Origin of the sequence: Pseudomonas sp. RIT623, assembly GCF_004519305.1 — a bacterium.
In the GTDB taxonomy this organism is placed as follows: Bacteria; Pseudomonadota; Gammaproteobacteria; order Pseudomonadales; family Pseudomonadaceae; genus Aquipseudomonas.
In genome coordinates, this window is sequence record NZ_SOZA01000017.1 from 42,357 (window position 1) to 65,761 (window position 23,405).

Here is a 23,405-nt window from a genome sequence, read left to right on the forward strand (position 1 = left end):
GTCAAAGTGCTCTGCCCTCAAACAGAAAATTCAATGAGGGGGATTGTCAGGGATCAAGGACCCATGAGACAAACTCATTTTTTTTGCATTGAAATGTAGTTTTCCTCATGATCGACTTAAGGCACCTGCGTACTATCCATGCCCTGCGAGAAACAGAAAGCCTGCAGGAAGCAGCCGAGCGACTGTGCCTGACCCAGTCGGCGCTTTCGCACCAGTTTCGTGAGCTGGAAGATCGCATCGGCATGCCGTTGTTCGTGCGCAAGACGAAGCCGGTGCGCTTTACCAGTGCCGGCCTCAAGTTGCTTCAACTGGCCGAGCAGGTGCTGCCGCTGGTTCGCTCGGCGGAACGCGATTTGGGTAAGCTCACCAGTGGTAGCGCGGGCCGGCTGCACATCGCCATTGAGTGCCATAGTTGCTACCAATGGTTGATGCCTTCTGTGGACGAATTCCGCGGTGCCTGGCCGGAAGTTGAACTGGACTTGGCCTCCGGGTTTGCGTTCGCACCACTACCGGCGCTTGAGCGAGGAGACCTGGACCTGGTCGTGACCTCCGATCCTGTTGATCTACCGGGAATCACATACGTGCCGCTTTTCGGCTACGAGGCATTACTGGCCATCGATAACCACCACGCGCTGTGCGAAAAGCCGCACCTTGAGCCTGCAGACATCGCTGGCGAGACACTGATTACCTACCCGATCGAGCGAAATCGACTGGACATCTTCACCCGATTCCTCGATCCGGCAGACATTGAACCGCCGCAAGTACGCACCTGCGAACTGACGGTGATGATGATGCAGCTTGTGGCCAGTGGGCGTGGCGTGTGCTGCCTACCCAACTGGGCGGTGCATGAGTACAGCTCCCGGGGCTACGTGACGGCCAAACGATTGGGAGAGAAAGGGCTACAGGCCACATTGTTCGCAGCTATTCGCTCCGACATGCTGGAAGTGCCCTATCTGAGCGACTTCTTGCTCACCGCCAAGGACACATCGTTTGCCACATTAGAGGGAGTTAACGCAGTCGCTGAACGCAAGGTCTGAAATGTCAACCATGCCGCTATGGGTCGATAGCTGTCCTCGCAAGTGACCACAATCGATCCAAAGCGGACGTTTGAATGCTCGGTGATTGCTTCGACGCTTTTCAATGAGCATCATCGGGGTTCGACAAGGAGACGTCTCTATGCACAAACCAGTGCTGCATCTCATCTCAGGAAAGATTGCATCCGGTAAGTCAACGCTAGCCAAAAGTTTGGCAACTGAAGGATCGACGGTTCTGCTGACTGAGGATCATTGGCTCTCACGGCTATACCCTGGACAGATCAAGTCAGTCACCGACTATGTGCGTTTTGCGCACCAGATTCGGGAGGTGCTGGGCCCGCTCGTCATTGATGTTCTTCGGGCTGGAGTGACTGTCGTTTTGGATTTTCCTGCCAATACTCCTCAAGATCGACAATGGCTGCGCGGCCTGGCTGACGCCGCCGAGGTTTCACATTGCGTCCACTATATCGAGGTGGACGATGACACCTGTCGAGACAGGTTGCATATTCGTAATCACCATGGCGAGCATGAGTTTGCGGCGACTGACGCGGAGTTCGATCTGATCACTAGCTACTTTCGAGCGCCACATGAGAATGAAGGGCTCCAGATTGAAATTCACCGATAACGAGTAGCCCCTGTGGGATTGAGTTATCTCTAATGCGGCATTGGGCCGCTAACGGCCCACATCGGATGGCCTCCATGGGACGGTAGCAGCCCTTCAATGCCGGCAGCTTTCGACCCATGGCGGACATTGCTGTGAGTTGTCCAAAGCTAATCGAACCAGGTTTGCTGATGCGCGCCAGTGCGAAATTCAAAGGCACGCTCAATGTCTTCAAGCACGACGCGATCGGTGCATAGCGCCGGAAGCGCATCGATACTGAAAAATTTCACTGCCAGCGTCTCGGCACCAGGTTGAGGTGCAGCATCATCGATGCGATCGCAAAGAAAGTAGAGTTTGTAGAAGTCTCGGATATCAGGCTTGAACGGCCCCTTAGCCTTGTGCCTCACGCTGTACAAAGCCTCCGCGGTGACGGCGATACACGCTTCTTCGAGGACTTCTTTGGCCACATTTTCGGCAGCGGAAAGACCTACTTCAGCGAATCCGCCGGGCATAGTCCATAATTCGTTATCCCTTTCTTGAACCAGGAGAATCTGATCATCCCTGATCACTGCCGCGCGCACGTCGACTTTGGGTGTTGGGTAGCTCTTGCTGTCGGGGCTCAGTTCGATAATTCGCTCAAGAGGGGTAGAGCTCAACTGGGCAAGCATCTGAGCAGTGATGAGGTTGATTTGCTCAAATCGCTCTTGGTCGTATTGGTCACGACTATAAGCCAGACCGGTTGCAGACAGAGCCTGGAGTCTCTTGATCTGGTTCAACCATGTTGCTTCCATGCTTACTCTCCCAGCATCGCAATCAAAAGATTGAGCTTGCTCAAATCCTTGCACAACTGGACTGGATTAGTAAAGTGAGTGGTACGCATCCCGCCGGCTGCTGCCTCGACATTTTCTGTACGTCGTCAATGAAAAGCGTTCTGGACGTAGTGAGATCGTAGCGATGGTTCAGCAGCTGGAATATTTCCGGTCATGGTTTCAGCAATTTTTCCTGACCGCAGATGAGTATTTTTTCGAGCCTTCTGAGGAAATCGAAGCGCTCCTCTGCAACGTCGAAGGTCCCGGCTGGCCGGGTCGTAAGCGCCAATAGGCAATCTTGAGATTGACCGAGCTCATCACGTATATGTACCGTTTTTAGGGCTCCGCCCGGCATCTTGTCCCAGCGATCGCGATACGCACGGATGGACGGTGCAGGTTGAGACAGGCTGAGCATCGATCAGAGGAATTGGGATGATCGCCTCTCTGGCCGAGAGGCCCACGTCCGGCCCGGATCAATCCAGGTGAGCAAAAAACTACTATTGACACGTTTCGCACTCTTCTGACCTTAGTGCGCTTTTTCGATCTGACGGGCTTGTTCGGAGTTGCCTTAACGGCGAAAAGCGATCAGTTGGCAGATTCACCATAAGCGAGTCCGCTCTAGTGGGAAATCAGCCATAGGCGGGGTATATCTGTCAGGTATTATTTAACACTGGCGTAGCGCTGACTAAGTTCCCTCGCGGTAGCTGCTAAACAAAGGAATGTGAATATGCGGCACTGGTTTGACTCAGGAGTGGCGAAAAGAATCTTCACTGTCTCGTTTCCGTTGATGGGAACGATGGTCGGCAATTTACTGATGATGCTGGTCGACAGACTATGCCTGGCGCACTACTCACAAGATACGCTGGCCGCGTCTGGCCCTGCGGTATTCACAAGCATGGCGATTATCGCGTTTTTCTGTAGCACCGTGGGGGTGTCACGTTCCTTTATTGCGCAGGCGCATGGTCGATCAGGGCTCAGTGCAGCTTCGCGTGAAGCTGCACTGGGGTTGCTCCTTGGTATGGTCTGTGGGGTCCTGCTGTTCATCGCCGCTCCGCTGATCGCGATGATCCCACAGCTCAGCTCTCGACCTGCGCAGATTGTCAACCTAGAGTCGCGGTACATGCTCTGGGCGGCGCTCTTCGGTGGCGTAATGACGATCGACACGGCGCTGTCCTCGTTTTTCAACGGTGTCGGTCGCACCCGCGAAACACTTATAGTGGGCATCATGGGTCAAGTAATCGACTCGATCTTCACTGTCGGCCTGGTCTTCGGCAAGTTCGGGCTGCCCGAAATGGGCATGACCGGGGCCGCTGTCGGTACATTGATCGGCACGCTATCCATGCTGGCATGCTATGCCGTAATGCTGCCTCGAGAAATCTGGCTTGAGTTGCTGAACATCTTCATTGCCCGCAGCGAGCACCTAGTGCCGCAGCTGTTTTTTCGGTTGCGTAGAGGTGTTCCCGGTGGCCTATCCGCCGGAGTGGATCAGCTTGGCAACACTGCGTTCATCTGGATTGTGGCGGTACTGGGCGCCAGTGCACTAGCGGCAAACAACGTCAACCTGACGGTCAATTACCTGGGCATCATCCCGATCATCGGTTTAGGCATTGGTTGCAGCATTCTGTGTGCCACTGCAGTGGGCAAGGGGCGCTACACCGAGTTGGCAATGATCCTGCGGGTGACGGTGATCATCGAGCTGCTCTACGTCCTGCTGGTTTCCACTGTTCAAATCACTATGCCGCAAGTCTTGCTCAGGGCGTTTGGTGACCTGGGACAAAACGCGCAGACCATGGCCCTGGCCATCGATACACAACGCGTGCTGTGGACATTCTCCGCCGCCTTTGTCTTCTCGATGACCGGGGCCGCCGTCCTGGAGAGTATTGGCATGGCCCGATTTTCACTGGTCGTGCGCCTGACGCTGATGTGGTGCATAAGCATTCCGTTGATCTATTGCGTCGCCATGAGCAATCGTGACGCCCCGTCGTCGCTAATAACCTGCTGGGTTATTGGTTCGGTGTTCGAACTTTTGATTGGCTTAATTTATTTCTGGCGAATCGCCAAAGCCATTCGGGGGGCCGAAAACCGTCTTCACATGGAGTCTGATTCAGCTAGCGAGAACGCTTTGTGAGCTTCAAGGAAGTAATTCATTTCGCATGTTATAGCGATCACTGAGTCACCCCAGGTTATGAAAACGCCTTCGGCAAACGTCCTTGCGTCGATAGCGACCGCTGCTCACCGTCCTCTATGGTTCGTACGGCGACGGTCATATCGGCCCAGAGCCGCTAACCGACCCATAGGGGACAGTCATTAGCTCTGTGTTGTTGGTATCCGCCCCCCCCCTCCGAAAGTCGTGGCCCATGGTGATACGCCAGTCACCGGCAGCTCTAAGTATCAGGGCAGGCGGGCTCTACGATTGCAGCCTGACCAACGTCGGCAATCTCGGCCTGCCATTGCCTGCCCGAATAGGGCTAAGTGTCGGCACTTGCGACGGCGCCGACGGGCTCTAGGTTTACCGGGCTGGCCGCAATCCTCTGAATCCGTCCTGCACTCCCTGCATGCATATCTAATTGATTTATAAGTGATAAAAAATTCTTGTAGCGTGCTAGTGGCATTGCTGATCAAATGTATCGTCAAGAGTTGGTCAATTGATCTAGTCTAGTGACCATGATCCTGGGGCTGCCGCCCCGATGAGAGGGTTGGATGAACCAACAACCTCCCTGGCCTGGGGCTGGAAATTGGTAGAGGGTCGGTATGAGAATAATAATCGTTGCATCACTGGTAGCATCGCTTTCGGGTTGCGGGCTGGATGAACAGCCGGCTGAGAAATCCAACACGGACTGGGAGTTTCTTGGAAACTCCAGCGAGATGCAGCATTCCTCTTCGCTGAAGGCCATCAACAGGGACACCGTCGGTGCACTGGGCCTGGCCTGGTGGGTGGACCTCCCGGTTAGTGACGGTCTGGTGGGTAACCCCCTGGTCAAGGACGGTATTGTTTTTCAAGGGGCACCCAACGGCCAGGTCATTGCCAACGATGTAAAGACAGGTCAGTTGATCTGGAATTTCAAAGATGAGAATGCGCAGCAGGGCTCATCGTTTGCAGGCTACTGGGGGCGTCGATTCAATCGCGGAGTGGCACTGAGTGGCAGCAATGTCATCATCGCCTCGGGTGACTGCCGTCTGATCGCGGTCGACCAGCGCACGGGCAAGAAAGTGTGGGAAGCGACATCGTGCGACTCCGCCGACATGTACGCGATTACCGCGGCGCCGCGGGTGGGCAACGGCTTGGTATTCACCGGCAATGCCTGCCTCGATACCGGAACGACCCGTGGCTATGTCGATGCCTTCGACGCCAAGAGCGGCGCTCATCGCTGGCGTTTCTACACGGTGCCTGACGATCCCTCGAAGCCGCAATCGGCGCTGTATGAGAATGCGGCCAAGACCTGGGGTAAAGACTGGTACTCGAAGACCCACGGGTGTGGCAGCGCCTGGGACGCCATGACCTATGACCCACAGCTGAATCTGCTCTACATAGGGGTAGGGGGCCCGGCACCGTTCGATCCGTCGAAGCGTGGCGAACAGGCAGGCGATGAGCTGTTCACCAACTCCATCGTGGCCCTGGATGCCAGCACGGGCGAGTACAAATGGCATTTCAAGCAAACCCCCCAGGATGCTTGGAACTATGACTCCAGCGTCGGCATCATGGTTGCCAATATCACCGTGAACGGGCAGGCGACACGGGCGATGCTGAGCGTGCCGAAGAGTGGCTTCGCCTACGCCCTGGATGCGCAGACCGGCAAGTTCATTTCCGGCGGTGCCTACATGCCGATGGAGTGGGCTTCAGGATTGGACGCCAATGGTCGTCCGATCATGAAGCGGGAGGGACAGTATTGGCTCAATGACGCCAAGCAGTACATGCAACTGCCCAATGGCCTGGGTGCCCATGGCTGGGAAGCGCTGGCCTTCAACCCGGACGACGAGACGGTGTTCATTCCCGCCATGTCTCAGCCGACGCTGGTCAAGGATGATCCCGATTCCGCGCTCGGCGGCCAGTCGTTCGAGCCTGTTCAGCGCTCTGCCGATGGCCAGTACGAGACCTACGGCGAAACCGTTGCCTGGGATGTACGTCACAACAGTGTGAAGTGGCGGTCGCGCTTGCCGATGCCTACCAACGGCGGCCTGCTGCATACGGCTGGAGGCCTGGTGTTCCAAGGCACCGGCGACGGGCGCATGCAGGTGCTGGACGCGGCGACTGGCAAGACACTGTGGAGTCACGAGATCGGTGGCGCGGTGCGTGCCGCGCCGTCGACCGTAATGCTTGACGGTGAACAATACGTTTTGCTGGCGACCGGTACCGGTACCGGCACCGCGGCCGCGACTGGGTCGTTGAACGCAGACTCAGCTTCCGCGCCGAAGGCCAGGACCACACCACGGTTACTGGCGTTCAAGTTGGGCGGCGTCAAGGACTACCCACCGTTCGCACAAGTGCAAAAGGTGTCTGCGCCGCTCACCCCCCGGCAGCCAGAAGCACTGACAGCACTTGGTCGCAAGCTGTTCGAGGGCAGTGGCTGCATCGAGTGCCATGGTTTGCGTGGCAATGCTGCCGGTGGCCGTGTGCCCAACCTCATCTACGCGCCACCACCGAGCTACGACTTCTTCGAAGCCGTTGTGCGCCAAGGCCTACTTTCCAAGGCTGGCGGCGGCATGCCAGCGTTTGCGGATTTAACCGATGATCAACTCAAGGCCGTTTTTGCCTACCTGATCAACCAGGCTTGGGACGCTCATGAGGGTAAGGAGCCGCTGGCTGGCACTCACTGACCGAACACGAGGTTTGTGCGGCGGACAAGGACGTGCGCTGCCTTTTATCAATCAAACAACCGAGAGAGCACGCACTATGTGGACCAAACCCAGCTTTACCGACTTGCGCATTGGCTTTGAAGTGACGATGTACTTTGCCAATCGTTGAGTGCTAAGGCAGCACCAGGGTGCCGCCAGCAACCAGTGCCTGGGGTGATTAGGTTTCGAAGGACCTGACCAGGTTCGTCGAGCTGATGGGCCATGCTAAGAATATGGGAGCGAAAGCGATCACCCACGACTGGCAGCTTTTGGCCGTGTAGTACCAGCTTGGAGGGGCAGCGATGGGTGGATAGCTACCCTTCACCACGGGCAGCTTTAGGTCGAAAGCGGTCGCCCACGGAGGGCGGCTATCGACCCAATGCGGACCTTCACTCAACCAATTGAAGCCATGGCCAACTTGACCGCTAGCAGATGGCTATTCGAGTGCGCAGATGAGATTTCGGCTAAATAGGCGTTGACGGCAGAATCTATGATAGAGCTGGGGGCGGTCGTGGCTGTCATTATCGGCTCCGTGGACATTGTCACACCTGCGCTGACAAGCCGCTTACTCGACAGCCTCAAACGCCTCGTGATACTGCACCGTGCCTACTGGCGATTCACCGGCAAATAGCCGGGCCTGGAAGTATTCCTGGGGAACCCCCGGCAGTTGCAAACCTGGGAGGGTGTTGAAACCGAAGCGCCCATAATAGTCAGGATCTCCCAGTACCACGCAGCCAACGCCACCGAGCTGTTGCAACCGCGCCAACGCGGCTTTCACCAAGGCCGAGCCGATGCCTCGGCCCTGCCGATCTGGCCACACGGAGATCGGCCCGAGCCCGAACCAGCCCCTTGCGCCAGACGAAACCCGAACGGGAGAAATGGCCACATGGCCGACGACCTGGTCGTTCTCCAGCGCCACCAGGGACAGGGTGAGCTGCTGGCTGCGGCGTAGCGCATTGACGATAAATTGCTCGGTGTGGCTGGAGTGCTCTTGGTGTTCGAATGCCGCCGTGGTCAGCCGTGTAATAGTGTCGATGTCGTCGAGGTGTTCGTTGCGGATTTCTATGTTCACAGGTGTTTCCCTTTCTAGAGCGATATATTGCGCGTATTCCGAGTACAGTCCCGAGTGATGCTGCCTTGCCTGAAAGCCGCAGGCGCCCTTGGCTGTCATAAGCTGATGGCCGGTCTTGAGGGCACTTAGCACTGGGGCTGCTATGCACCTTGCTTGCGCAAGACGAACAGTTGATAGCCATATTCGCCAAGGTATTGCTGGTGAATGCCCAGCTCTTGATCGATGTCTGCCAGTGCGCTTGAGGAAAAGGCATGTGGCGCAAGGCTTGCGACCTTCTCGCGCAGTGGCGCCAGGTAGTTTGCCCACGCTTGCCGGCTCAGAGGGAAGCTGCTCAGCACCTGGTAATCCAGCTTGGCAATGCTGGCCAAGCGCTCGTCCACTGTGGTCATGCCTGGGTATCGTTGCTGCCAGAATGCCAAGGCTTGCCGATGAGGTTCAGCGGTTAGCCACACCAGGTCACTGACCACCAGAAAGCCTTGCGGCTTGATAAACGACTTCCAGCGTTCCAAGGCCTTGGCAAAACCCATGATGTAAGCACTGCCTTCGGCCCAGATCGCATCGAACTGCGCTGTTGCAAACGGCAGTTCGGTCATGCTTGCGCACAGCAGCTGCACCCTGTCCTGCAACGCGCTTTCCCGAAGGGTTTCCTGCAGGCGGGCCAAGTTGTACTCGTCATTGTCCAGGGCGGTAATCAGGCCCAGTGTGTGCTCAGCCAACAGCACGCTGGTGACGCCTCTGCCGCAACCAATCTCCAGCACCGTGCGGGGCAGTGCAGGCAGCGCCTGGAGTGCTTGCAAGCTATCCTCGGCGCAGCCGGGCCCCAGACGATCCAAACCGGTAAAAATCTGCTCGAAATCGGCCATGTACTGCTCATGGGCATTCATGTCCTTGGACAGCCACTTCAGGCGCAGCGCTTGTTTTTCACTGAAGCCTTGCTTGAGCAGCCACGCCAGGTGCGCGCCTGGCGCCTGGTTTTCCAGGGCCTGGTGCCAGCCGCGCATGGAGGCCATCCCCAGCATGCAGGCCAGCAGATCCCGGGAGCGCTGTTTTTCGGCGATTTCTTGCTCCAAGGTGCGCAGGCGCTCCAGCAGCAAGCCGCGATCGATGCGTGTTTCCAGGCATGCCTGGCACTCCTTCAACGTCAGGCCGCCTGCCTGAAGCTGCTGCAGCAACCCCAGTTGCTGGAGATCCTGATCCGAGTACCCGCGATAGCCGTTGGCTTGGCGTATTGATGAGATCAGCCCGATCTTTTCGTAATAGAGCAGCGTGGAGCGGCTCAAGCCCACCTTAGTCGCCAACTCGGAAATGCGATACATAGCCAGTCCCTCACGTTGTCGACTACGACGATAAACTATGAAGTCATAGACAGGTAAAGGGGCAATGTGCGCGGTTGCAAGGTGCCAACAGGGCGCAAGCGCTAGCTCGCCTGTGTTCGCCTTGGCTGACCTTCACCAGGAGGACATGCCGGCCCAAGGCCCGCAAGGAAATGGAAGCTGTTTCAGGATTGCGATGATGACCGCGGCGTAATGCCCTGCGGGATCGAGCTCAGGGTCGAAGACCGTGACGGTCATGCCCCGGCAACGCCTATCCGCCACGAAGGGTGTCATGATCTGCACCAGGTCGTCAGGCGCCAGCCCTGGAGAGCCGGGGCAATCGACGGCGGGCATGATGGCCTGGTCCAGCACATCGACGTCCAGATGTATCCAGAAACCTTGATCGGGGACCTGCTCAATCACCTTGCTGATGCGCTCGACGACTGCCTGTGGGCCTATGGCCAGGGCCTCGAACACATCGATCCGGGTGATCGCGGTGTGGTTGATATCGGGCCAGGCGAAATCTTCGTTGCGGTTTTCCCGCTCCCCCAGTTGCACCACCTGGGCATCGGTAACCAGCGGCACGGGGCAGCCTGGCCATATTGTCGCCAAGGCCTCGCCGCGGCCTGTCGCCAGGGCCAGGTCCATACCTGCGGCTGCGCCCAAGGTTGTGTTCGGGTCATAGTTGCCGGGGTGCCGAAAGTCGCTGTGCCCATCGATATGAAGCAATGACAGCGGCCCTCGCGCGCGGGCACCTGCCAGTGCCCCCAGCAGGATCGAGCAATCGCCCCCAATGACCAAGGCGAAGTCACCTTGCAGGCAGGCTTCGCGCACCCGACCTGCCAGGGCAAGGTTGAACGCACGCATGGTATGGCCATTGCGCAAGCGCGTTCCGGCTTGTGCCAAGGGCGAATAGACAGGACGGGGCAGCTCGTGCAGCACCCGCGCGGGAACGGCCTGGAGCAGGCCGGCAGCAATCAGTGCCGCCGGAGCACGCCAGGTGCCGGGTTCATGGCTGGGGTGCGTAGGACTGAGCCCAAGGTTCGAGGGCGCGGCAATCACTTGCATGAGTATAGGGGCTCCATGGCCTGCAGCTTAGCAGCGAATGCCGATGCAAGCAGGCTTTGGCCCACCTCGTACTGCACCGGCCATTGCGGATTGTAAGGGATGATCTTGCTGGTCAGTGGCATGGGCCGTCCTTGGGTTGGAAAAAGCGTTTGTTGCGCTGTTGCGGGCCTGTCGACATGCCGCCTCTAAGTCCCCCGGGTAACCTGACCAGGCGTGTTTGCGACGCTCGCGAGAAAAACCTCGACCTCCCGGTTGCAACGCAGGCAGACCACACGGCAACCCGAGGGTGCCGTCGCCACCAGTTCCTTCATCTTCGCCCGTGCTGAGGTTTTCGTTCGCCACATGAAGCGGAAAAACGCCGGTAGATTGCCCAGCAGCTCTGGGCAGCCGTCTGGCAGGTCCGGCCGGGTCTGCCCGCGGTGTCGCAGCGCCCTGAGCAATACGCGCCAGAATCGGAGCGGCGTCGGGCGGTCGATCCAGATCAACAGGTCGGCGCGGGCAACCCGGTTGTGCCACGTCGCGCTATGGCCGCCTTCGAATATCCAGCGCTCACCGGCCTCGACCTCGTGACAAAGACGGGTCTTTTCGTCGCGGCTGCGTTCGACCCAGCCTGGCTGCCAGTGAATGGTGTCGATATGCACGACCGGCAAGCCCGCGCGCTCGCCAAGCTGTCGGGCCAGGGTGCTTTTCCCGGACCCAGGCTGACCCACTATCATCACCCGTTGCATTGCCGCTCCGTATTGCCACGCCGGCTGATTTTGGGGGCGCGATTGTAGTAATGGACGATGCCGTCAACGGCGAGTCAAGGCCCATGATCGATGGCTTACAGGCGGCCGTCTTTGCCCTCGGCGGGCTGTGCCAGAAACGCGCTGATCAGCCCGGCCAACTGCTGCTGGATCACTTCCCGTGGGCGACCGTGCTCGGCATCGGTGCAGATGATGCCATCGCCGGGTACTGCCTCTTCGAGCACGGCCACCGCACCCGGCTTGCACACGGCCATGAAGGTGAAGTGGCTGGCGTCGTTGATTTCGACGTAGCGGCTCGAGGCCGAGGGCAGGCGTTTGGCCAGATCGGCAGACTCCAGCCGCGCGGGCAGCGCTTTGGACGGGACGCCGGCAGCGATCACCAGCACGGGTACCGGCAGCGCGGCCAGGCTTTCGTCGGTCAGCCCGCGAGATAGCCCCAGGTCCAGGGAGACCACGGCGCTGACTCGCTGGTCACGCCAGTCGGCGGCCAAGCTGTTCTTCAAGGCCGGAGTGCTGGCCGGGTTCATCTGTTGGTAGACGCTGCAACTGGCCAGCTGCGGGTGGGCTTGGCAGTCGCGCGCGAAGCGCTCAGGGTCGAAACGGGCGCCGGCGATTTCCATGGCGGTCCAGCCACCCAGCGAATGGCCCACCACGGCGATTCGCTGCTTGGCGACCACGCCAAATTTGTCCGGTTGGGCCGTGACCGCATCGATGGCTCGGCTCAGATCGACGGGGCGCTGCCATAACTGCGCGGCGGCCGCGGCGCTACGGTCCCGGCTGGTGCTGCCAGGGTGGTTGACCGCGGCGACGATGTAGCCTTTCTGGGCCAGGGCGCTGGCCAGCCAGGCCTGGTTGCCCCAGTTGCCGGCAAAACCGTGGGACAGCACCACCATGGGATGTTCGCCAGCGGCCGGCGGCGTGTCACGAGCGGCAGGCACACCGAAAAATACCGCGTTATCGGCGACCAATTGCGCCTTGGTAGCTGCTGCGCCGGGGTACCAGACGACCATCTCCAGCGTGCGCTCATGGTGCGGGTCTGGCAGGGTGGCGGCGTGGAAACCGACAGGGTTTTCTGTAGCGAATGCGCTGGCGGCCAGGCAGGTGAACAGCAGGGTGCTCAAAGCGGTTTTCATTGTAGTTGTCGTCCTTGACCAGGCACAGGCGTGGCTACCCTGACCAGGGCCCTACGCGCAGGCTGAGAAATCCAATATTGGATACCCGAAAGCCCCGCAGCTTAGTAGCACCGTCGGCCTGCCGGCAAGGGGGCCTCAGGCTCAGACCTTTCCGACCGCTCCGTACCGGGGCGTGCTCTTGTAGGCGCGGCCTTGTGTCGCGAAAGGGTCGCAAAGCGGCCCCGACAAGTCCAAGTTGAGTGCCAATTCTCAACACCCTGAGAGGACTGGCCCTCAGGCTCAGTACCCAATACCTAGGCGATGTCGAAGTCTGCCCAGATGCAATGGTGATCGGACGCCTCGGTGGTCGCAGTGACCCCGGCGAAGGAGGGCCAGAGCTTCGGGTGGTAGCTGCCACGGCGCTCGATGCCCACGCCGACCAGTTGCTCGCGCAGGGCCTTGGACATGATCAGGTAGTCGATCTTGTTGCTGGCGGTACCCGTGGCGAAGGTACCCGGGCGATCGGCCGGGTAGCCTGGATGGCTTTGTATGTCCGACCAACCGTCGAGCAGTAGCGGGGCGACGGCCGGGCTGTCCGGGGTGTCGTTCAAGTCGCCGCCGACCAGCACCCAGGGAATGGTCTTTTCCGCGGCCCTGGCGATTTGCGCCGCTCGCTTGCATTGGGCCAGCCGACGCGCCTGGGCGGCCTGATCGTTGCCCCCGCGCTTGGACTTGAAGTGGTTCGGGCAGATCACCAGTTGCTCGCCCGATGGCAAGGCCACCACGTATTCGGGGCAATCTCGCGAAAACACCAGTTTGCCGTCATGGCGGTCATCGACGTGCGAGCGAATGGTCACGATCGGGTAGCGACTCAGCAGGCCGACGTCGATACCCCGCGCATCGTTGCCATCGATGACCATGACATGAGGGAAGCGCTCTTCGAGCACCGCCCCGAGCACCTGGTCGTTGAAGCGCTGCAAGGTGGGGCGGTCCTCGACTTCCACGCAGATCAGGATATCGGGCTTGACCTCCTGGATAACCCGCCCGGTATTGAGCACGGCCTGCCAGGAGACATCATCGCGGCGCAGCTCGAACCAACCGGTCCAGTCGCCCCGGCCATTGGCCGCGACCGAGACAGTGCCGGCGGCTGTGCGATACAACTGCCCGCGCACCTTGTTCAAGCGCACCAACGCGTTTGCCGGGGGATTGAGCGCGGAAAAATGGTAGCGGGCATCCAGTGCCAGCAACTGCTGTTTGTCGGCCTCGCTGTAGGTCGGCTTGGCCACGATCAGGTTGGCCAAGGCATGGTCGTCCAGGGCACGCTGGCCTTCCTCGTTCTCCATCATCATTGCACTGGGGCGGGTGAACAGGTTCTCAAGGTTGAAGGATGCTATCCGGGTGACCATTGGGGCGTGCTCCTTGCTGAAGGTTTACACAGCGTAGCCAGTGTTTCGGTGATGCTGAGGCCGAATGGGAGTACGTAACCTTTCAGGGGCGGCTGGCACTGCATCTGGCCGGCAACAACTGCGCGAACGCCTTGGCTTAGCGGGCAAAACCCTCTAGCCTGCGCCCCTCGTTCATTGCCACAGGGCCCAGACATGCCATCGACCATCCGCCGCCGCCACCTGCTCCAGGGCGCCCTGGGCTGTTCCGCCGCCCTGGCGCTGCCGGCTTGGGCCGCAGACACCGTGCAACACCAACTGCAGCAACTCGAACACAGCGCCGGCATCACCCTTGGCCTGTGGGCCCTCGACACCGGCAGCGGCAAGCAACTGGCCTACCGCGCCGAACAACGCTTTGCTTTCTGCAGCACCTTCAAGGCCGTGCTGGCCGGCGCCATCCTGCACCGCAGCGAGACCGACAGCGGCCTGCTGAACCGCCGTATCGCCTACGCTGCCGAGCAGCTGGTGGTCTATTCGCCGATTACCGAAAAGCACGTGGGCGCGGGCATGACCGTCGCCGAGCTGTGCGCCGCCACCCTGCAATACAGCGACAACACCGCTGGCAACCTGCTGCTGGAGCAGGTCGGCGGCCCGGCGGGCCTCACTGCCTTCGCCCGCCAGCTCGGTGACCCGACGTTCCGCCTGGACCGCAACGAGCCGACGTTGAATACCGCGTTGCCCGACGACCCGCGCGACACCACCACGCCGCTGGCGATGGGTGTCACCCTGCAACGCCTACTGCTCGGCGATGCCCTGGCGCCGGCCGGGCGCGAGCAATTGCAGGCCTGGCTCAAGGGCAACACCACCGGCGATGCGCGGATCCGCGCCGGGGTGCCAAAGGGCTGGATAGTGGGAGACAAGACTGGTTCGGGCGACTACGGCGTGGCCAACGATGTCGGCATCGTCTGGCCCAAGGGGCGGGCGCCGTGGATCCTCGTGGTATTCAGCCGTGGGCCGCAGCAGTCCTCGCCATGGAACCACGAGCCGATCGCCGCGGCGACCCGGCTGGTGGTGCAGGCGTGGCAGGGCTGAGCACCTCAAGGCCAGGGGCGAACACCGTCGCCCCCACCTGAGTCCACGCATTAACCTCGCTCAGAAGCCAAAGTCACTCAGCCCCGGGTGATCGTCCGGCCGCCGCCCCAGCGGCCAGCGGAACTTGCGTTCTGCCTCGCTGATGGGTTGCTCGTTGATGCTGGCATGGCGGTTGCGCATCAAGCCGTCTTCGGCGAACTCCCAATTCTCGTTGCCATAGGCGCGGAACCATTGGCCGCTGTCGTCGCGATACTCGTAGGCATAGCGCACGGCGATGCGGTTGTCGGTGAAGGCCCACAGCTCCTTGATCAGGCGGTATTCGAGCTCGCGGTTCCATTTGCGGGTGAGAAAGGCCTGCGCCTGCTCGCGGTTGTTGCAGAACTCGGCGCGGTTACGCCAATGGGTGTCGGTGGTGTAGGCCAGGGCGACCTTGGCGGCATCGCGGCTGTTCCAGCCATCCTCGGCCAGGCGTACCTTCTCGATGGCGGTTTCACGGGTGAACGGGGGCAATGGCGGACGGGACATGCTGGCAATTCCTCTGGAGGGATGAGCGACAGGAGGGAGCGTAGACCGGCCCCCTGGCGCTGGGAATAACTGCCTTTGGCACTTCACAATTGCGCACGCGGGAACAATGTCCCGCCAGGCCGTCAGCTTGCACCGATGGCCAGGACGGCCTGACGGCAACGCTTGGGGTCTATAGTTAGCGCAGACACCTGCAGGAGCTCAGCCATGACCCTGATCAGCCGCGAACCCTGGTGGCTCGTGCCACCCAAGCCCGGGCAGACCGAGCAGGACCTGCACTGGGGCTACCTGGAAATCTATCGCGACGGCCGCACCCTGTTCGTCGATCAGCGCCCGAGCGAGCGGGAGCTGGCCGAACGCAAGAGTTGCCGCAACTTTCCCAAGGCCGAAACGCCCTGACTCAGCCCTCGAGTGCGGCCAGGCGCGCTTCCAGGGCCGCCACCCGTGCCTCCAGTGCCTCGATGCGCTCATCCGCCGCCTGCGCCGCGCTGGCCCGGGCGCCGCCTTCTTGCTGGCGGGCGGCGAGGATGGCTTCGATTTCTGCCGGGTCGCCCAGGGCATGGGTGTAGCGGTCTTCGCGCTGGCCTGCCTGGCGCGGCAGGTGCAGGGCCAGGCCACGGGAGACCAGGCGCTCGAGCTGGTGCTGGACCTGGTCGACGTCCTCGAACTCATGCAGGCGGTTGCTGCGGGTCAACAGCTCGTTGAGGGTCTGCGGGCCGCGCAGGAACATCAGGCCCATCAGCACCAGTTGCGCCGGCACCAGTTCCAGGCCCTTGTCCACCCGGTGTTCCCAGCGGTCGGCGCGGCTGCCCATCTGCAGGCGGGCCATGTCCTGGCCTTCGAGGGCGCGCAGGGCCTGGCCGACCTGGCCGGGGGAGAGGTTCATGACCGGTTCGCGGCTGGTCTTCTGGTTGCAGGCCAGGACCAGGGCATTGAGGGTCAGGGGGTAGGTTTCCGGGCTGGTGGCCTGCTTTTCGATCAGCGCGCCCAGCACGCGGATCTCGGTGCTGGTGAAGCGGCCTTCGCCGGTGGTTTGGTGGTCTGACATGGCCCTGTCTCATTGCGAGGAAAAGGCCACTAGCGTAGGTAAAGCGCCTGGCTTAAGCAATCGCCGGGCGGTGTGTGGCTGTGGCCGGCTCCTGCGGGCAGGAGCCGGCCTTGGGCTCAGGCGTTACGCCGCTCCATGGCTTGGCAGGCGGCAGCGGTGAACAGCACGTCGGTGGAGGAGTTGAGCGCGGTTTCCGCCGAGTCCTGCAATACACCGATGATAAAGCCGACCGCCACCACCTGCATGGCGATTTCGCTGGGGATGCCGAACAGGCTGCAGGCCAGCGGGATCAGCAGCAGCGAACCGCCGGCCACACCCGAGGCGCCGCAGGCGCAGACCGCCGCCACCACGCTGAGCAGCACGGCGGTTGGCAGGTCTACCGGGATGCCGAGGGTGTGCACGGCGGCCAGGGTGAGCACGGTGATGGTGATTGCAGCGCCCGCCATGTTGATGGTCGCGCCCAGCGGGATCGACACCGAATAGGTGTCCTCGTGCAGGCCAAGTTTCTCCGACAGCGCCAGGTTGACCGGGATGTTGGCCGCCGAGCTGCGGGTGAAGAACGCGGTGATGCCGCTTTCGCGCAGGCACAGCAGAGTCAGCGGGTACGGGTTGCGGCGGATCTTCCAGAACACGATCAGCGGGTTCATCACCAGCGCCACGAACAGCATGCAGCCAATCAGCACACCCAGCAGGTGCAGGTAGCCGAGCAGCGCGTCCAGGCCAGACTGGGCCAGTGTGGCGCTGACCAGGCCGAAGATGCCCAGCGGGGCGAAGCGGATCACCACGCGCACGATCAGGGTCACGCCGTTGGACAGGTCCTCGACCACGGTGCGGGTGGTGTCACCGGCATGGCGCAGGGCCACGCCAAGGCCGATGGCCCAGGTCAGCACGCCGATGAAGTTGGCGTTGAGCAGCGCGTTGACCGGGTTGTCCACGGCACTGAGCAGCAGGTTCTGCATCACCTCGACGATGCCGCCAGGAGCGCTGAGTGCGGCCTCTCCCGTGGTCAGTGCCAGGTTGGACGGGAACAGCATGCTCGCCACCACAGCCACCACTGCCGCGGCGAAGGTGCCCAGCAGGTACAGCCAGAGGATCGGGCGGATGTGGGTTTCCTGGCCATGGCGGTGGTTGGCGATCGAAGCCATCACCAGGATGAACACCAGGATCGGTGCCACGGCCTTCAGGGCGCTGACGAAGACCTTGCCGAGGAACCCCAGGTCGCGGGCCACGGAGGGGGCGAGCAAGGCCAGGGCGATGCCGGCCACCAGGCCGATGCAGATCTGCGTCACCAGGCCGGTGCGATTGATGAGGCGAAGGATGGGGGTCATGTGCAGCGCAATCCAGTTACGTGAAAGCGCGCGACTTTATCACAGTCCTTGCTGGCCCCTGTAGGCGCAGGGTTACCAGTGGAACAACTCCCGCCGCGCGCCCTCGGTGATCGCCAGGATCCCCGGGTGCTTGACCTTGCGCTCCACCGAAATGGCGTAGAACGACTCGTTCACCGCCTCGGTCTGGCCGATCAGGCGCACGCCGTACTGGCGGCAGACCTCTTCGGCAATCACGCTGGGAGCGACGAAGATGCCGCTGCCCGACTGGCCGAAGGCCTGCATCAGCGCACTGTCGTCGAATTCGCCGACGATCCGCGGTTGTACCTGCTGCTCGGCCAGCCAGCGCAGCAGGCGGCTGCGCAGCACGGTTTCCTGGCCTGGAATCAACAGCGGCGCGTCGTCCAGGCAGGCGGGGAAGGGCAGCTTCAGGCGCTCGGCCAGCGCAGGGGTGGCGAAGAAGCTCAGGCCGCACTCACCGAGCTTCTGGCTGTAACCCTTGATGTCCAGGTGGCTGGGCATGGGGCTGTCGGAAATCACCAGGTCCAGGCGCTGGATCGCCAGGTCCGCCAGCAGGCGTTCGAGCTTGTCCTCGCGGCAATTGATGCGCAGTACCTCGTCCAGTTCCATGGTCGGCGCCAGCAGGCGGTAGACAATGGACTTGGGCACCACGTCGGCCACGCCCACGCGAAACAGGATCTGCTCCTGCGGGCCGGCGCGCAGCATGGCCTCCAGTTCGCCGCCGATCTGGAACATCTGCTCGGCGTAGGCCAGGGCCTGGCGCCCGGTCTCGGTCAGTTCCAGCTGACGCCCGACGCGCTGGAACAGCTCCAGGTTCCAGGTCTGCTCGAACAGGCTGATCTGGCCGCTGATGGTCTGCGGTGTGAGGTTGAGCTGTTCGCTGGCGCGGGCAATGCTGCCGGTCTTGGCCACCGCCCAGAAATAGTGGAGCTGGCGATAGTTGAGCATGTTCGCATCGATTCGGAAAAACCGAAGTATACACGCTGAAAATACGAATTTTCCGGATGTTTCAGCCCCTCTAGAATGCCACCCCATCAGGCGCATGACGCGCCGCCCGGCATTCGACAAGCGAGGACCTCATGCTACAACTCAAATCCATTGGCACACCGCTGGTGCTGGCCCTGGCCCTGTTCGCCATGTCTGGCTGCGACCAGGCCGAGAAATCCGCCCAGCAGATGCTTGACCAGGCCGCTGAAACGGCCAAGCAGGCCATCGACAAGACCAATGACGCCGCCCAGCAGGCCTTGAGCGACGCCATCGGCAGCGATGGCGCGAAAGCCAAGGCCGAAGACGACAAGCAAGACACCCAGGACATCTGAGAGCAGGACTGACCAATGGAATATTTGCTGGAACTCGCCGCAAGCCCCACCGCCTGGGTTGCCCTTGCCACCCTGGTAGCCATGGAAGTCGTGCTGGGCATCGACAACCTGATCTTCATCTCCATCCTCACCAACAAGCTGCCCGAGGCGTACCGCTCCAAGGCGCGACGCATCGGTATCAGCATGGCCCTGGTCATGCGCCTGGCGCTGCTCAGCACCGTGGCCTGGATCGTCCAGCTGACCGAACCGGTGCTCGATGTCTTCGGCCACACGTTCTCGTGGAAGGACATGATCCTCATCGCCGGTGGCTTGTTCCTGCTGTGGAAGGCGACCAAGGAGATCCACGAAAGCGTCGACCCCCATGGCGCCAAGGAAGAGTCCAAGCTCGGCAGCACCGTGACCATCGGCTTCACCGCGGCGATCTTCCAGATCCTGCTGCTGGACATCGTGTTCTCGATCGACAGCATCATCACCGCCGTGGGCATGACCGAGCACCTGCCGATCATGATCATCGCCGTGATCAGCGCGGTGATCGTGATGCTGGTGGCCGCCGACCCGCTGGCCAAGTTCATCAACGACAACCCGACCGTGGTGATGCTGGCCCTGGGCTTCCTGATCATGATCGGCATGACCCTGATCGCCGAAGGCTTCGGCGCCCATGTGCCAAAAGGCTACGTGTATGCCGCCATGGCGTTCTCGACCGCCATCGAGATCCTCAACATCATGGCCCGCCGGGCGCGCTTGAAGCGCGAGGCTGCCGAGGGCTGACCTGGCGTTAACCATCGCGGGGCCAGCCTGCCGCCACAAGACATGTAGCTTGTGGCGGCAGGCTGGCCCCGCGATGCGTTTCAGGAAAGCTTCAGCTCAATGCGCCCCGGCATGCCGACGCGCGCGGCGCACAGGTTGTGGTTTGACCAGGGCTTGAGGGGGCAGGTGATGTGGGTGTGCATGCCGGCGCACGATGCGCAGTACGCCCCAGAGCATGGCGGCTGCGACGCTCAGCCACATGCCTACCAGCATTAGAATCGCCATTGTCAGGCTCATGTGTGCCTCCTTCTCTCTGGCGAGCCAGGCCCGCCATCCAGACACTGCTTTAGTCTAGCCTGTTACCTGTGACGTTCCATTGACCGAAGGTCTAGGCTTTGTACGAAAAGTGCCTGCGCGACGATCATGCTGCGTTGAAAACAGGCTCGGAATGCTCATTGACAACCAGTCAACTCCGCTTCCTCGCCTGTTTTCGCCTTGCCTGATCGCCGCTCGGCTACTTTTCATACAAACCCACGTGCTCGGGCCGTTTCGTTCCAAGCCCGTGCCGGGCTATACCCGAAGCCGCCCGCGCCCTATGATCGGCACTCATGGCCGGGCACCGCCTGCCTGGCGCTGGATCATGCGAGTGTCCATGTTGCAAAAACTCATCACCTCCCGGGCCCTTGGCCCACGTCGCCTGTTGGCCGCCTGCCTGGTGGTGGCCACGTTGTCGGGTTGCGCCAGCGCGCCGCCGGCTGCGCTCAAGGGCCAGCCGCAGCGGGTCGAGATCAGCAGCGTTCCCTTCTACGGCGGCAACGCCAACCACAGTGGCTCGATGGCCCTGGCCGCCGTGCTGTCGCAGCAGGGCGCGCCGATCACGCCGGGCCTGCTCGACAAGTCGCTGGGCCTGCCTGCCGCCGCAGAGTCGCTGGAAACCGGCATCCCTCGGGTTGCCCGTGAATACGGCAGGGTTGTCTATCCATTGGACAAACACCTGGATGCCTTGCTCGCCCAGGTGGCGGCCGGTTATCCGGTGCTGCTGCGTTTTCAGGAAGGTTCGGCCTGGTGGAGCGAGCCGCGCTATGCGGTGCTGATCGGCTATGACCGCTACAAGCAGCGGGTATTGCTGCGCTCGGGCATGCATAGGCGCCAGTTGATGGCCTTCGATGATTTCGAGTCGGCGTGGGCCAAGGAGGGGAACTGGGCGGTGTTGCTGCAATCGCCACGGCAACTTCCGGCCCAGGTGGATCGCCAGCGCTGGCTGCAGGCGGCGGATGAACTGGCCCGTTCGGGTCAGGAGATCGCGGCGAAGCAGGCTGTCACCAGCCTGGGACGTTGAGGCCGAAGTGATCGCGGGGCAAGCCCGCTCCCACAAGATTGGCCTTGTGGGAGCGGGCTTGCCCCGCGATGGCTTTACCTCAGAAGCCCAGGCGATCGCGCAGGCTGTAGTACCAGGCGCCGATGGCGCTGAACGGCACGCGCAGCATCTGCCCACCCGGGAACGGGTAGTGCGGCAGGCCGGCGAAGGCGTCGAAGCGTTCGGCCTGGCCGCGCAGGGCCTCGGCCAGCACCTTGCCCGCCAGGTGGGTATAGGTCACGCCATGGCCAGAGCAGCCCTGGGAGTAGTAGATGTTGTCGCCGATACGGCCGACCTGCGGCAGGCGCGACAGGGTCAGCAGGAAGTTGCCGGTCCAGGCGTAGTCGATCTTGACGTTCTTCAATTGCGGGAAGGCCTTGAGCATCTTCGGCCGGATGATCGCCTCGATGTTCGCCGGATCGCGTGCGCCGTAGACCACGCCGCCGCCGAAGATCAGGCGCTTGTCGCTGGTCAAGCGGTAGTAGTCGAGCAGGTAGTTGCAGTCCTCGACGCAGTAGTCCTGCGGCAGCAGGGTGCGCGCCAGTTCCTCGCCCAGCGGCTCGGTGGTGATCACCTGGGTGCCGCACGGCATGGACTTGGCGGCCAGCTCCGGCACCAGGTTGCCCAGGTAGGCGTTGCCGGCGACGATGATGAACTTGGCCCGCACCTTGCCTTGCGGGGTGTGCACCACCGGATTGGCGCCACGCTCGATGCGCACGGCCGGGGTCTGTTCATAGATGATGCCGCCCAGCGACTCGACCGCGGCGGCTTCGCCGAGGGCCAGGTTCAGTGGGTGGATATGGCCGCCGCTCATGTCGAGCATGCCGCCGATATAGCTGTCGCAGGCCACCACTTCGCGGATGCGCTTCTGGTCCATCAGCTCCAGCTGGTTGTGGCCGAAGCGTTCCCACAGGCGCTTCTGCGATTCCAGATGGCCCATCTGCTTGCTGGTCAACGCGGCGAACACGCCGCCGTCCTTCAGGTCGCACTGGATGTTGTACTTGGCCACCCGCTCACGGATGATGCGGCCGCCCTCGAAGGCCATCTGGCCCAGCAGTTGCGCCTGCTTGGGGCCGACGGTGCGTTCGATGACGTCGATGTCGCGGCTGTAGCTGTTGACGATCTGGCCGCCGTTGCGGCCCGAGGCGCCGAAGCCAACCTTGGCTGCTTCGACGATGCTTACCTTGAAGCCGTTCTCCAGCAGGAACAGGGCGCTGGACAGGCCGGTGTAGCCGGCGCCGATGATGCACACATCGGTTTCCACCTCACCCTGCAGCGCCGGACGTGGCGGCACCGGGTTGGCCGAGGCGGCGTAGTAGGACTGGGGGTAGGGGGTGTTGGCCATGGTCGAGGAACCTCGTGTTTTATATTTTTAACGAATGTACCGATGCTATCAATAATAATAAACACCCGCTAGTCATCCGGTAAAAATCCTTTACTGCCAGGGTGGCTTGAGGCTTCGACAAATGTTTTTAATATTCAGTGGGTTAGCGTGAAAAAAACAGTTGACACCTGGTCGTGATCAGGTAGAATGCGCCCCACACGACAGGCACATAGCTCAGTTGGTTAGAGCACCACCTTGACATGGTGGGGGTCGTTGGTTCGAGTCCAATTGTGCCTACCAAACAAAAGCCCCGGTTTCCGGGCACTTGAAGGGCGATCCGAGAGGGTCGCCCTTTTTGTTTTTGCAAAACTTTTGCAAAACCACTCCCCTCTATCTGGTCTTGGCTGGCGTTTACCGCTCGTCAGATGGCCAGGTGGTCGAGGTGTTCGGCGGCGGCAAGAACGTCGAACTGGCCCACCAGCAGGTTCCCTATGTCCGCCCGGTACATCGAGTACGGGCACAGCGAGGTGTTCGGGCACCCGTGCATTGACGTCTGGGTGTTCGATCCTGCTCTCGGAGCAGACATCATCCCGCGCCTGTTGGATGCCAAGGGAATGGCATGGGTTGCCTTGACCTGAACATCAGCGGGTTGGAAGAGGTTGATGCGGCGCTGTACGCGC

24 protein-coding genes and 1 tRNA gene are annotated in these 23,405 nt (G+C 61.3%); 11 read left to right on the forward strand and 14 right to left on the reverse strand.

The genetic code is table 11. The features are described 5' to 3' along the window. Positions 1-107: 107 nt before the first annotated feature. Both E3U47_RS13505 and E3U47_RS13510 read left to right on the forward strand, forming a co-directional pair. Positions 108-1,037, forward strand: a complete 930-nt coding sequence (locus tag E3U47_RS13505) for a LysR family transcriptional regulator (RefSeq protein ID WP_134691937.1) — start codon at positions 108-110, stop codon at positions 1,035-1,037. Between the two features lie 139 nt (positions 1,038-1,176). Next, on the forward strand, positions 1,177-1,659 hold the full coding sequence (locus tag E3U47_RS13510) for an ATP-binding protein (RefSeq protein WP_134691938.1): 483 nt from the start codon (positions 1,177-1,179) through the stop codon (positions 1,657-1,659). A 146-nt stretch (positions 1,660-1,805) separates the two neighbouring features. Here E3U47_RS13510 and E3U47_RS13515 read toward each other — a convergent pair whose 3' ends face one another. Then, entirely contained in the window at positions 1,806-2,426 is a 621-nt protein-coding gene (locus E3U47_RS13515; RefSeq protein ID WP_134691939.1) for an NUDIX hydrolase, read from the reverse strand. 745 nt (positions 2,427-3,171) lie between these two features. Between E3U47_RS13515 and E3U47_RS13520 the strand changes: the two genes are divergently transcribed. The 3 genes from E3U47_RS13520 to pqqA all read left to right on the forward strand — a co-directional run bounded on the left by E3U47_RS13520 (position 3,172) and on the right by pqqA (position 7,407). Further along, positions 3,172-4,572 carry an MATE family efflux transporter gene (locus E3U47_RS13520; protein WP_134691940.1) on the forward strand — a complete coding sequence of 467 codons (1,401 nt, stop codon included), beginning with the start codon at positions 3,172-3,174 and terminating at the stop codon, positions 4,570-4,572. A gap of 623 nt (positions 4,573-5,195) precedes the next feature. Continuing rightward, on the forward strand, positions 5,196-7,259 hold the full coding sequence (locus tag E3U47_RS13525; RefSeq protein WP_134691941.1) for a PQQ-binding-like beta-propeller repeat protein: 2,064 nt from the start codon (positions 5,196-5,198) through the stop codon (positions 7,257-7,259). A gap of 76 nt (positions 7,260-7,335) precedes the next feature. After that, entirely contained in the window at positions 7,336-7,407 is a 72-nt protein-coding gene (gene pqqA / locus E3U47_RS13530; RefSeq protein ID WP_081941331.1) for a pyrroloquinoline quinone precursor peptide PqqA, read from the forward strand. A gap of 435 nt (positions 7,408-7,842) precedes the next feature. Here the strand turns inward: pqqA and E3U47_RS13535 are convergent, their stop codons facing one another. From E3U47_RS13535 to E3U47_RS13560, 6 genes are all read right to left on the reverse strand, one after another. Further along, positions 7,843-8,349 (reverse strand): GNAT family N-acetyltransferase, encoded by a 507-nt coding sequence (locus E3U47_RS13535; RefSeq protein ID WP_134691942.1) that lies wholly within the window; start codon positions 8,347-8,349, stop codon positions 7,843-7,845. A 140-nt stretch (positions 8,350-8,489) separates the two neighbouring features. Continuing rightward, the gene (locus tag E3U47_RS13540) at positions 8,490-9,665 is read right to left on the reverse strand and encodes a MerR family transcriptional regulator (protein WP_134691943.1); all 1,176 of its coding nucleotides are present in this window, start codon (positions 9,663-9,665) and stop codon (positions 8,490-8,492) included. Positions 9,666-9,797: 132 nt separating this feature from the next. Then, complete coding sequence (locus tag E3U47_RS13545) at positions 9,798-10,730, reverse strand: arginase family protein (protein WP_134691944.1); 933 nt, start codon at positions 10,728-10,730, stop codon at positions 9,798-9,800. Positions 10,731-10,915: 185 nt separating this feature from the next. Continuing rightward, complete coding sequence (locus E3U47_RS13550) at positions 10,916-11,458, reverse strand: AAA family ATPase (RefSeq protein ID WP_134691945.1); 543 nt, start codon at positions 11,456-11,458, stop codon at positions 10,916-10,918. Positions 11,459-11,553: 95 nt separating this feature from the next. Next, positions 11,554-12,609: an alpha/beta fold hydrolase gene (locus E3U47_RS13555; RefSeq protein WP_134691946.1), complete on the reverse strand. Its 1,056-nt coding sequence runs from the start codon at positions 12,607-12,609 to the stop codon at positions 11,554-11,556. A 293-nt stretch (positions 12,610-12,902) separates the two neighbouring features. Beyond that, complete coding sequence (locus E3U47_RS13560; RefSeq protein ID WP_134691947.1) at positions 12,903-13,994, reverse strand: endonuclease/exonuclease/phosphatase family protein; 1,092 nt, start codon at positions 13,992-13,994, stop codon at positions 12,903-12,905. 192 nt (positions 13,995-14,186) lie between these two features. Here E3U47_RS13560 and bla point away from each other — a divergent pair, with 192 nt between their 5' ends. Next, on the forward strand, positions 14,187-15,062 hold the full coding sequence (gene bla, locus E3U47_RS13565) for a class A beta-lactamase (RefSeq protein ID WP_134691948.1): 876 nt from the start codon (positions 14,187-14,189) through the stop codon (positions 15,060-15,062). A gap of 60 nt (positions 15,063-15,122) precedes the next feature. On the opposite strand, the gene E3U47_RS13570 is transcribed toward bla, so the two are convergent. Further along, positions 15,123-15,587: a DUF1348 family protein gene (locus E3U47_RS13570; protein ID WP_134691949.1), complete on the reverse strand. Its 465-nt coding sequence runs from the start codon at positions 15,585-15,587 to the stop codon at positions 15,123-15,125. Between the two features lie 204 nt (positions 15,588-15,791). Between E3U47_RS13570 and E3U47_RS13575 the strand changes: the two genes are divergently transcribed. After that, positions 15,792-15,983: a hypothetical protein gene (locus E3U47_RS13575; RefSeq protein ID WP_134691950.1), complete on the forward strand. Its 192-nt coding sequence runs from the start codon at positions 15,792-15,794 to the stop codon at positions 15,981-15,983. A 1-nt stretch (position 15,984) separates the two neighbouring features. Here the strand turns inward: E3U47_RS13575 and E3U47_RS13580 are convergent, their stop codons facing one another. From E3U47_RS13580 to nhaR, 3 genes are all read right to left on the reverse strand, one after another. Further along, complete coding sequence (locus E3U47_RS13580) at positions 15,985-16,632, reverse strand: YceH family protein (RefSeq protein WP_134691951.1); 648 nt, start codon at positions 16,630-16,632, stop codon at positions 15,985-15,987. A gap of 116 nt (positions 16,633-16,748) precedes the next feature. After that, on the reverse strand, positions 16,749-17,960 hold the full coding sequence (sstT, locus tag E3U47_RS13585; RefSeq protein ID WP_134691952.1) for a serine/threonine transporter SstT: 1,212 nt from the start codon (positions 17,958-17,960) through the stop codon (positions 16,749-16,751). A 72-nt stretch (positions 17,961-18,032) separates the two neighbouring features. Then, a complete protein-coding gene (gene nhaR / locus E3U47_RS13590; protein WP_134691953.1) occupies positions 18,033-18,926 on the reverse strand; it encodes a transcriptional activator NhaR in 894 nt (297 codons plus the stop codon). 131 nt (positions 18,927-19,057) lie between these two features. Here nhaR and E3U47_RS13595 point away from each other — a divergent pair, with 131 nt between their 5' ends. Both E3U47_RS13595 and E3U47_RS13600 read left to right on the forward strand, forming a co-directional pair. Next, the gene (locus E3U47_RS13595; RefSeq protein WP_134691954.1) at positions 19,058-19,297 is read left to right on the forward strand and encodes a hypothetical protein; all 240 of its coding nucleotides are present in this window, start codon (positions 19,058-19,060) and stop codon (positions 19,295-19,297) included. A gap of 15 nt (positions 19,298-19,312) precedes the next feature. Then, the gene (locus tag E3U47_RS13600) at positions 19,313-20,065 is read left to right on the forward strand and encodes a TerC family protein (protein WP_134691955.1); all 753 of its coding nucleotides are present in this window, start codon (positions 19,313-19,315) and stop codon (positions 20,063-20,065) included. A 96-nt stretch (positions 20,066-20,161) separates the two neighbouring features. Here the strand turns inward: E3U47_RS13600 and E3U47_RS13605 are convergent, their stop codons facing one another. Then, entirely contained in the window at positions 20,162-20,341 is a 180-nt protein-coding gene (locus E3U47_RS13605; RefSeq protein WP_081941225.1) for a hypothetical protein, read from the reverse strand. A gap of 298 nt (positions 20,342-20,639) precedes the next feature. Between E3U47_RS13605 and E3U47_RS13610 the strand changes: the two genes are divergently transcribed. Continuing rightward, positions 20,640-21,383, forward strand: a complete 744-nt coding sequence (locus tag E3U47_RS13610; RefSeq protein ID WP_134691956.1) for a peptidase C39 family protein — start codon at positions 20,640-20,642, stop codon at positions 21,381-21,383. A 79-nt stretch (positions 21,384-21,462) separates the two neighbouring features. Here the strand turns inward: E3U47_RS13610 and E3U47_RS13615 are convergent, their stop codons facing one another. After that, on the reverse strand, positions 21,463-22,746 hold the full coding sequence (locus E3U47_RS13615; RefSeq protein ID WP_134691957.1) for an FAD-binding oxidoreductase: 1,284 nt from the start codon (positions 22,744-22,746) through the stop codon (positions 21,463-21,465). 202 nt (positions 22,747-22,948) lie between these two features. Between E3U47_RS13615 and E3U47_RS13620 the strand changes: the two genes are divergently transcribed. Then, a tRNA-Val gene (locus tag E3U47_RS13620) sits at positions 22,949-23,025 on the forward strand. Between the two features lie 121 nt (positions 23,026-23,146). On the opposite strand, the gene E3U47_RS24970 is transcribed toward E3U47_RS13620, so the two are convergent. Next, positions 23,147-23,311 (reverse strand): hypothetical protein, encoded by a 165-nt coding sequence (locus E3U47_RS24970; protein WP_167659483.1) that lies wholly within the window; start codon positions 23,309-23,311, stop codon positions 23,147-23,149. Positions 23,312-23,405 lie beyond the last annotated feature (94 nt).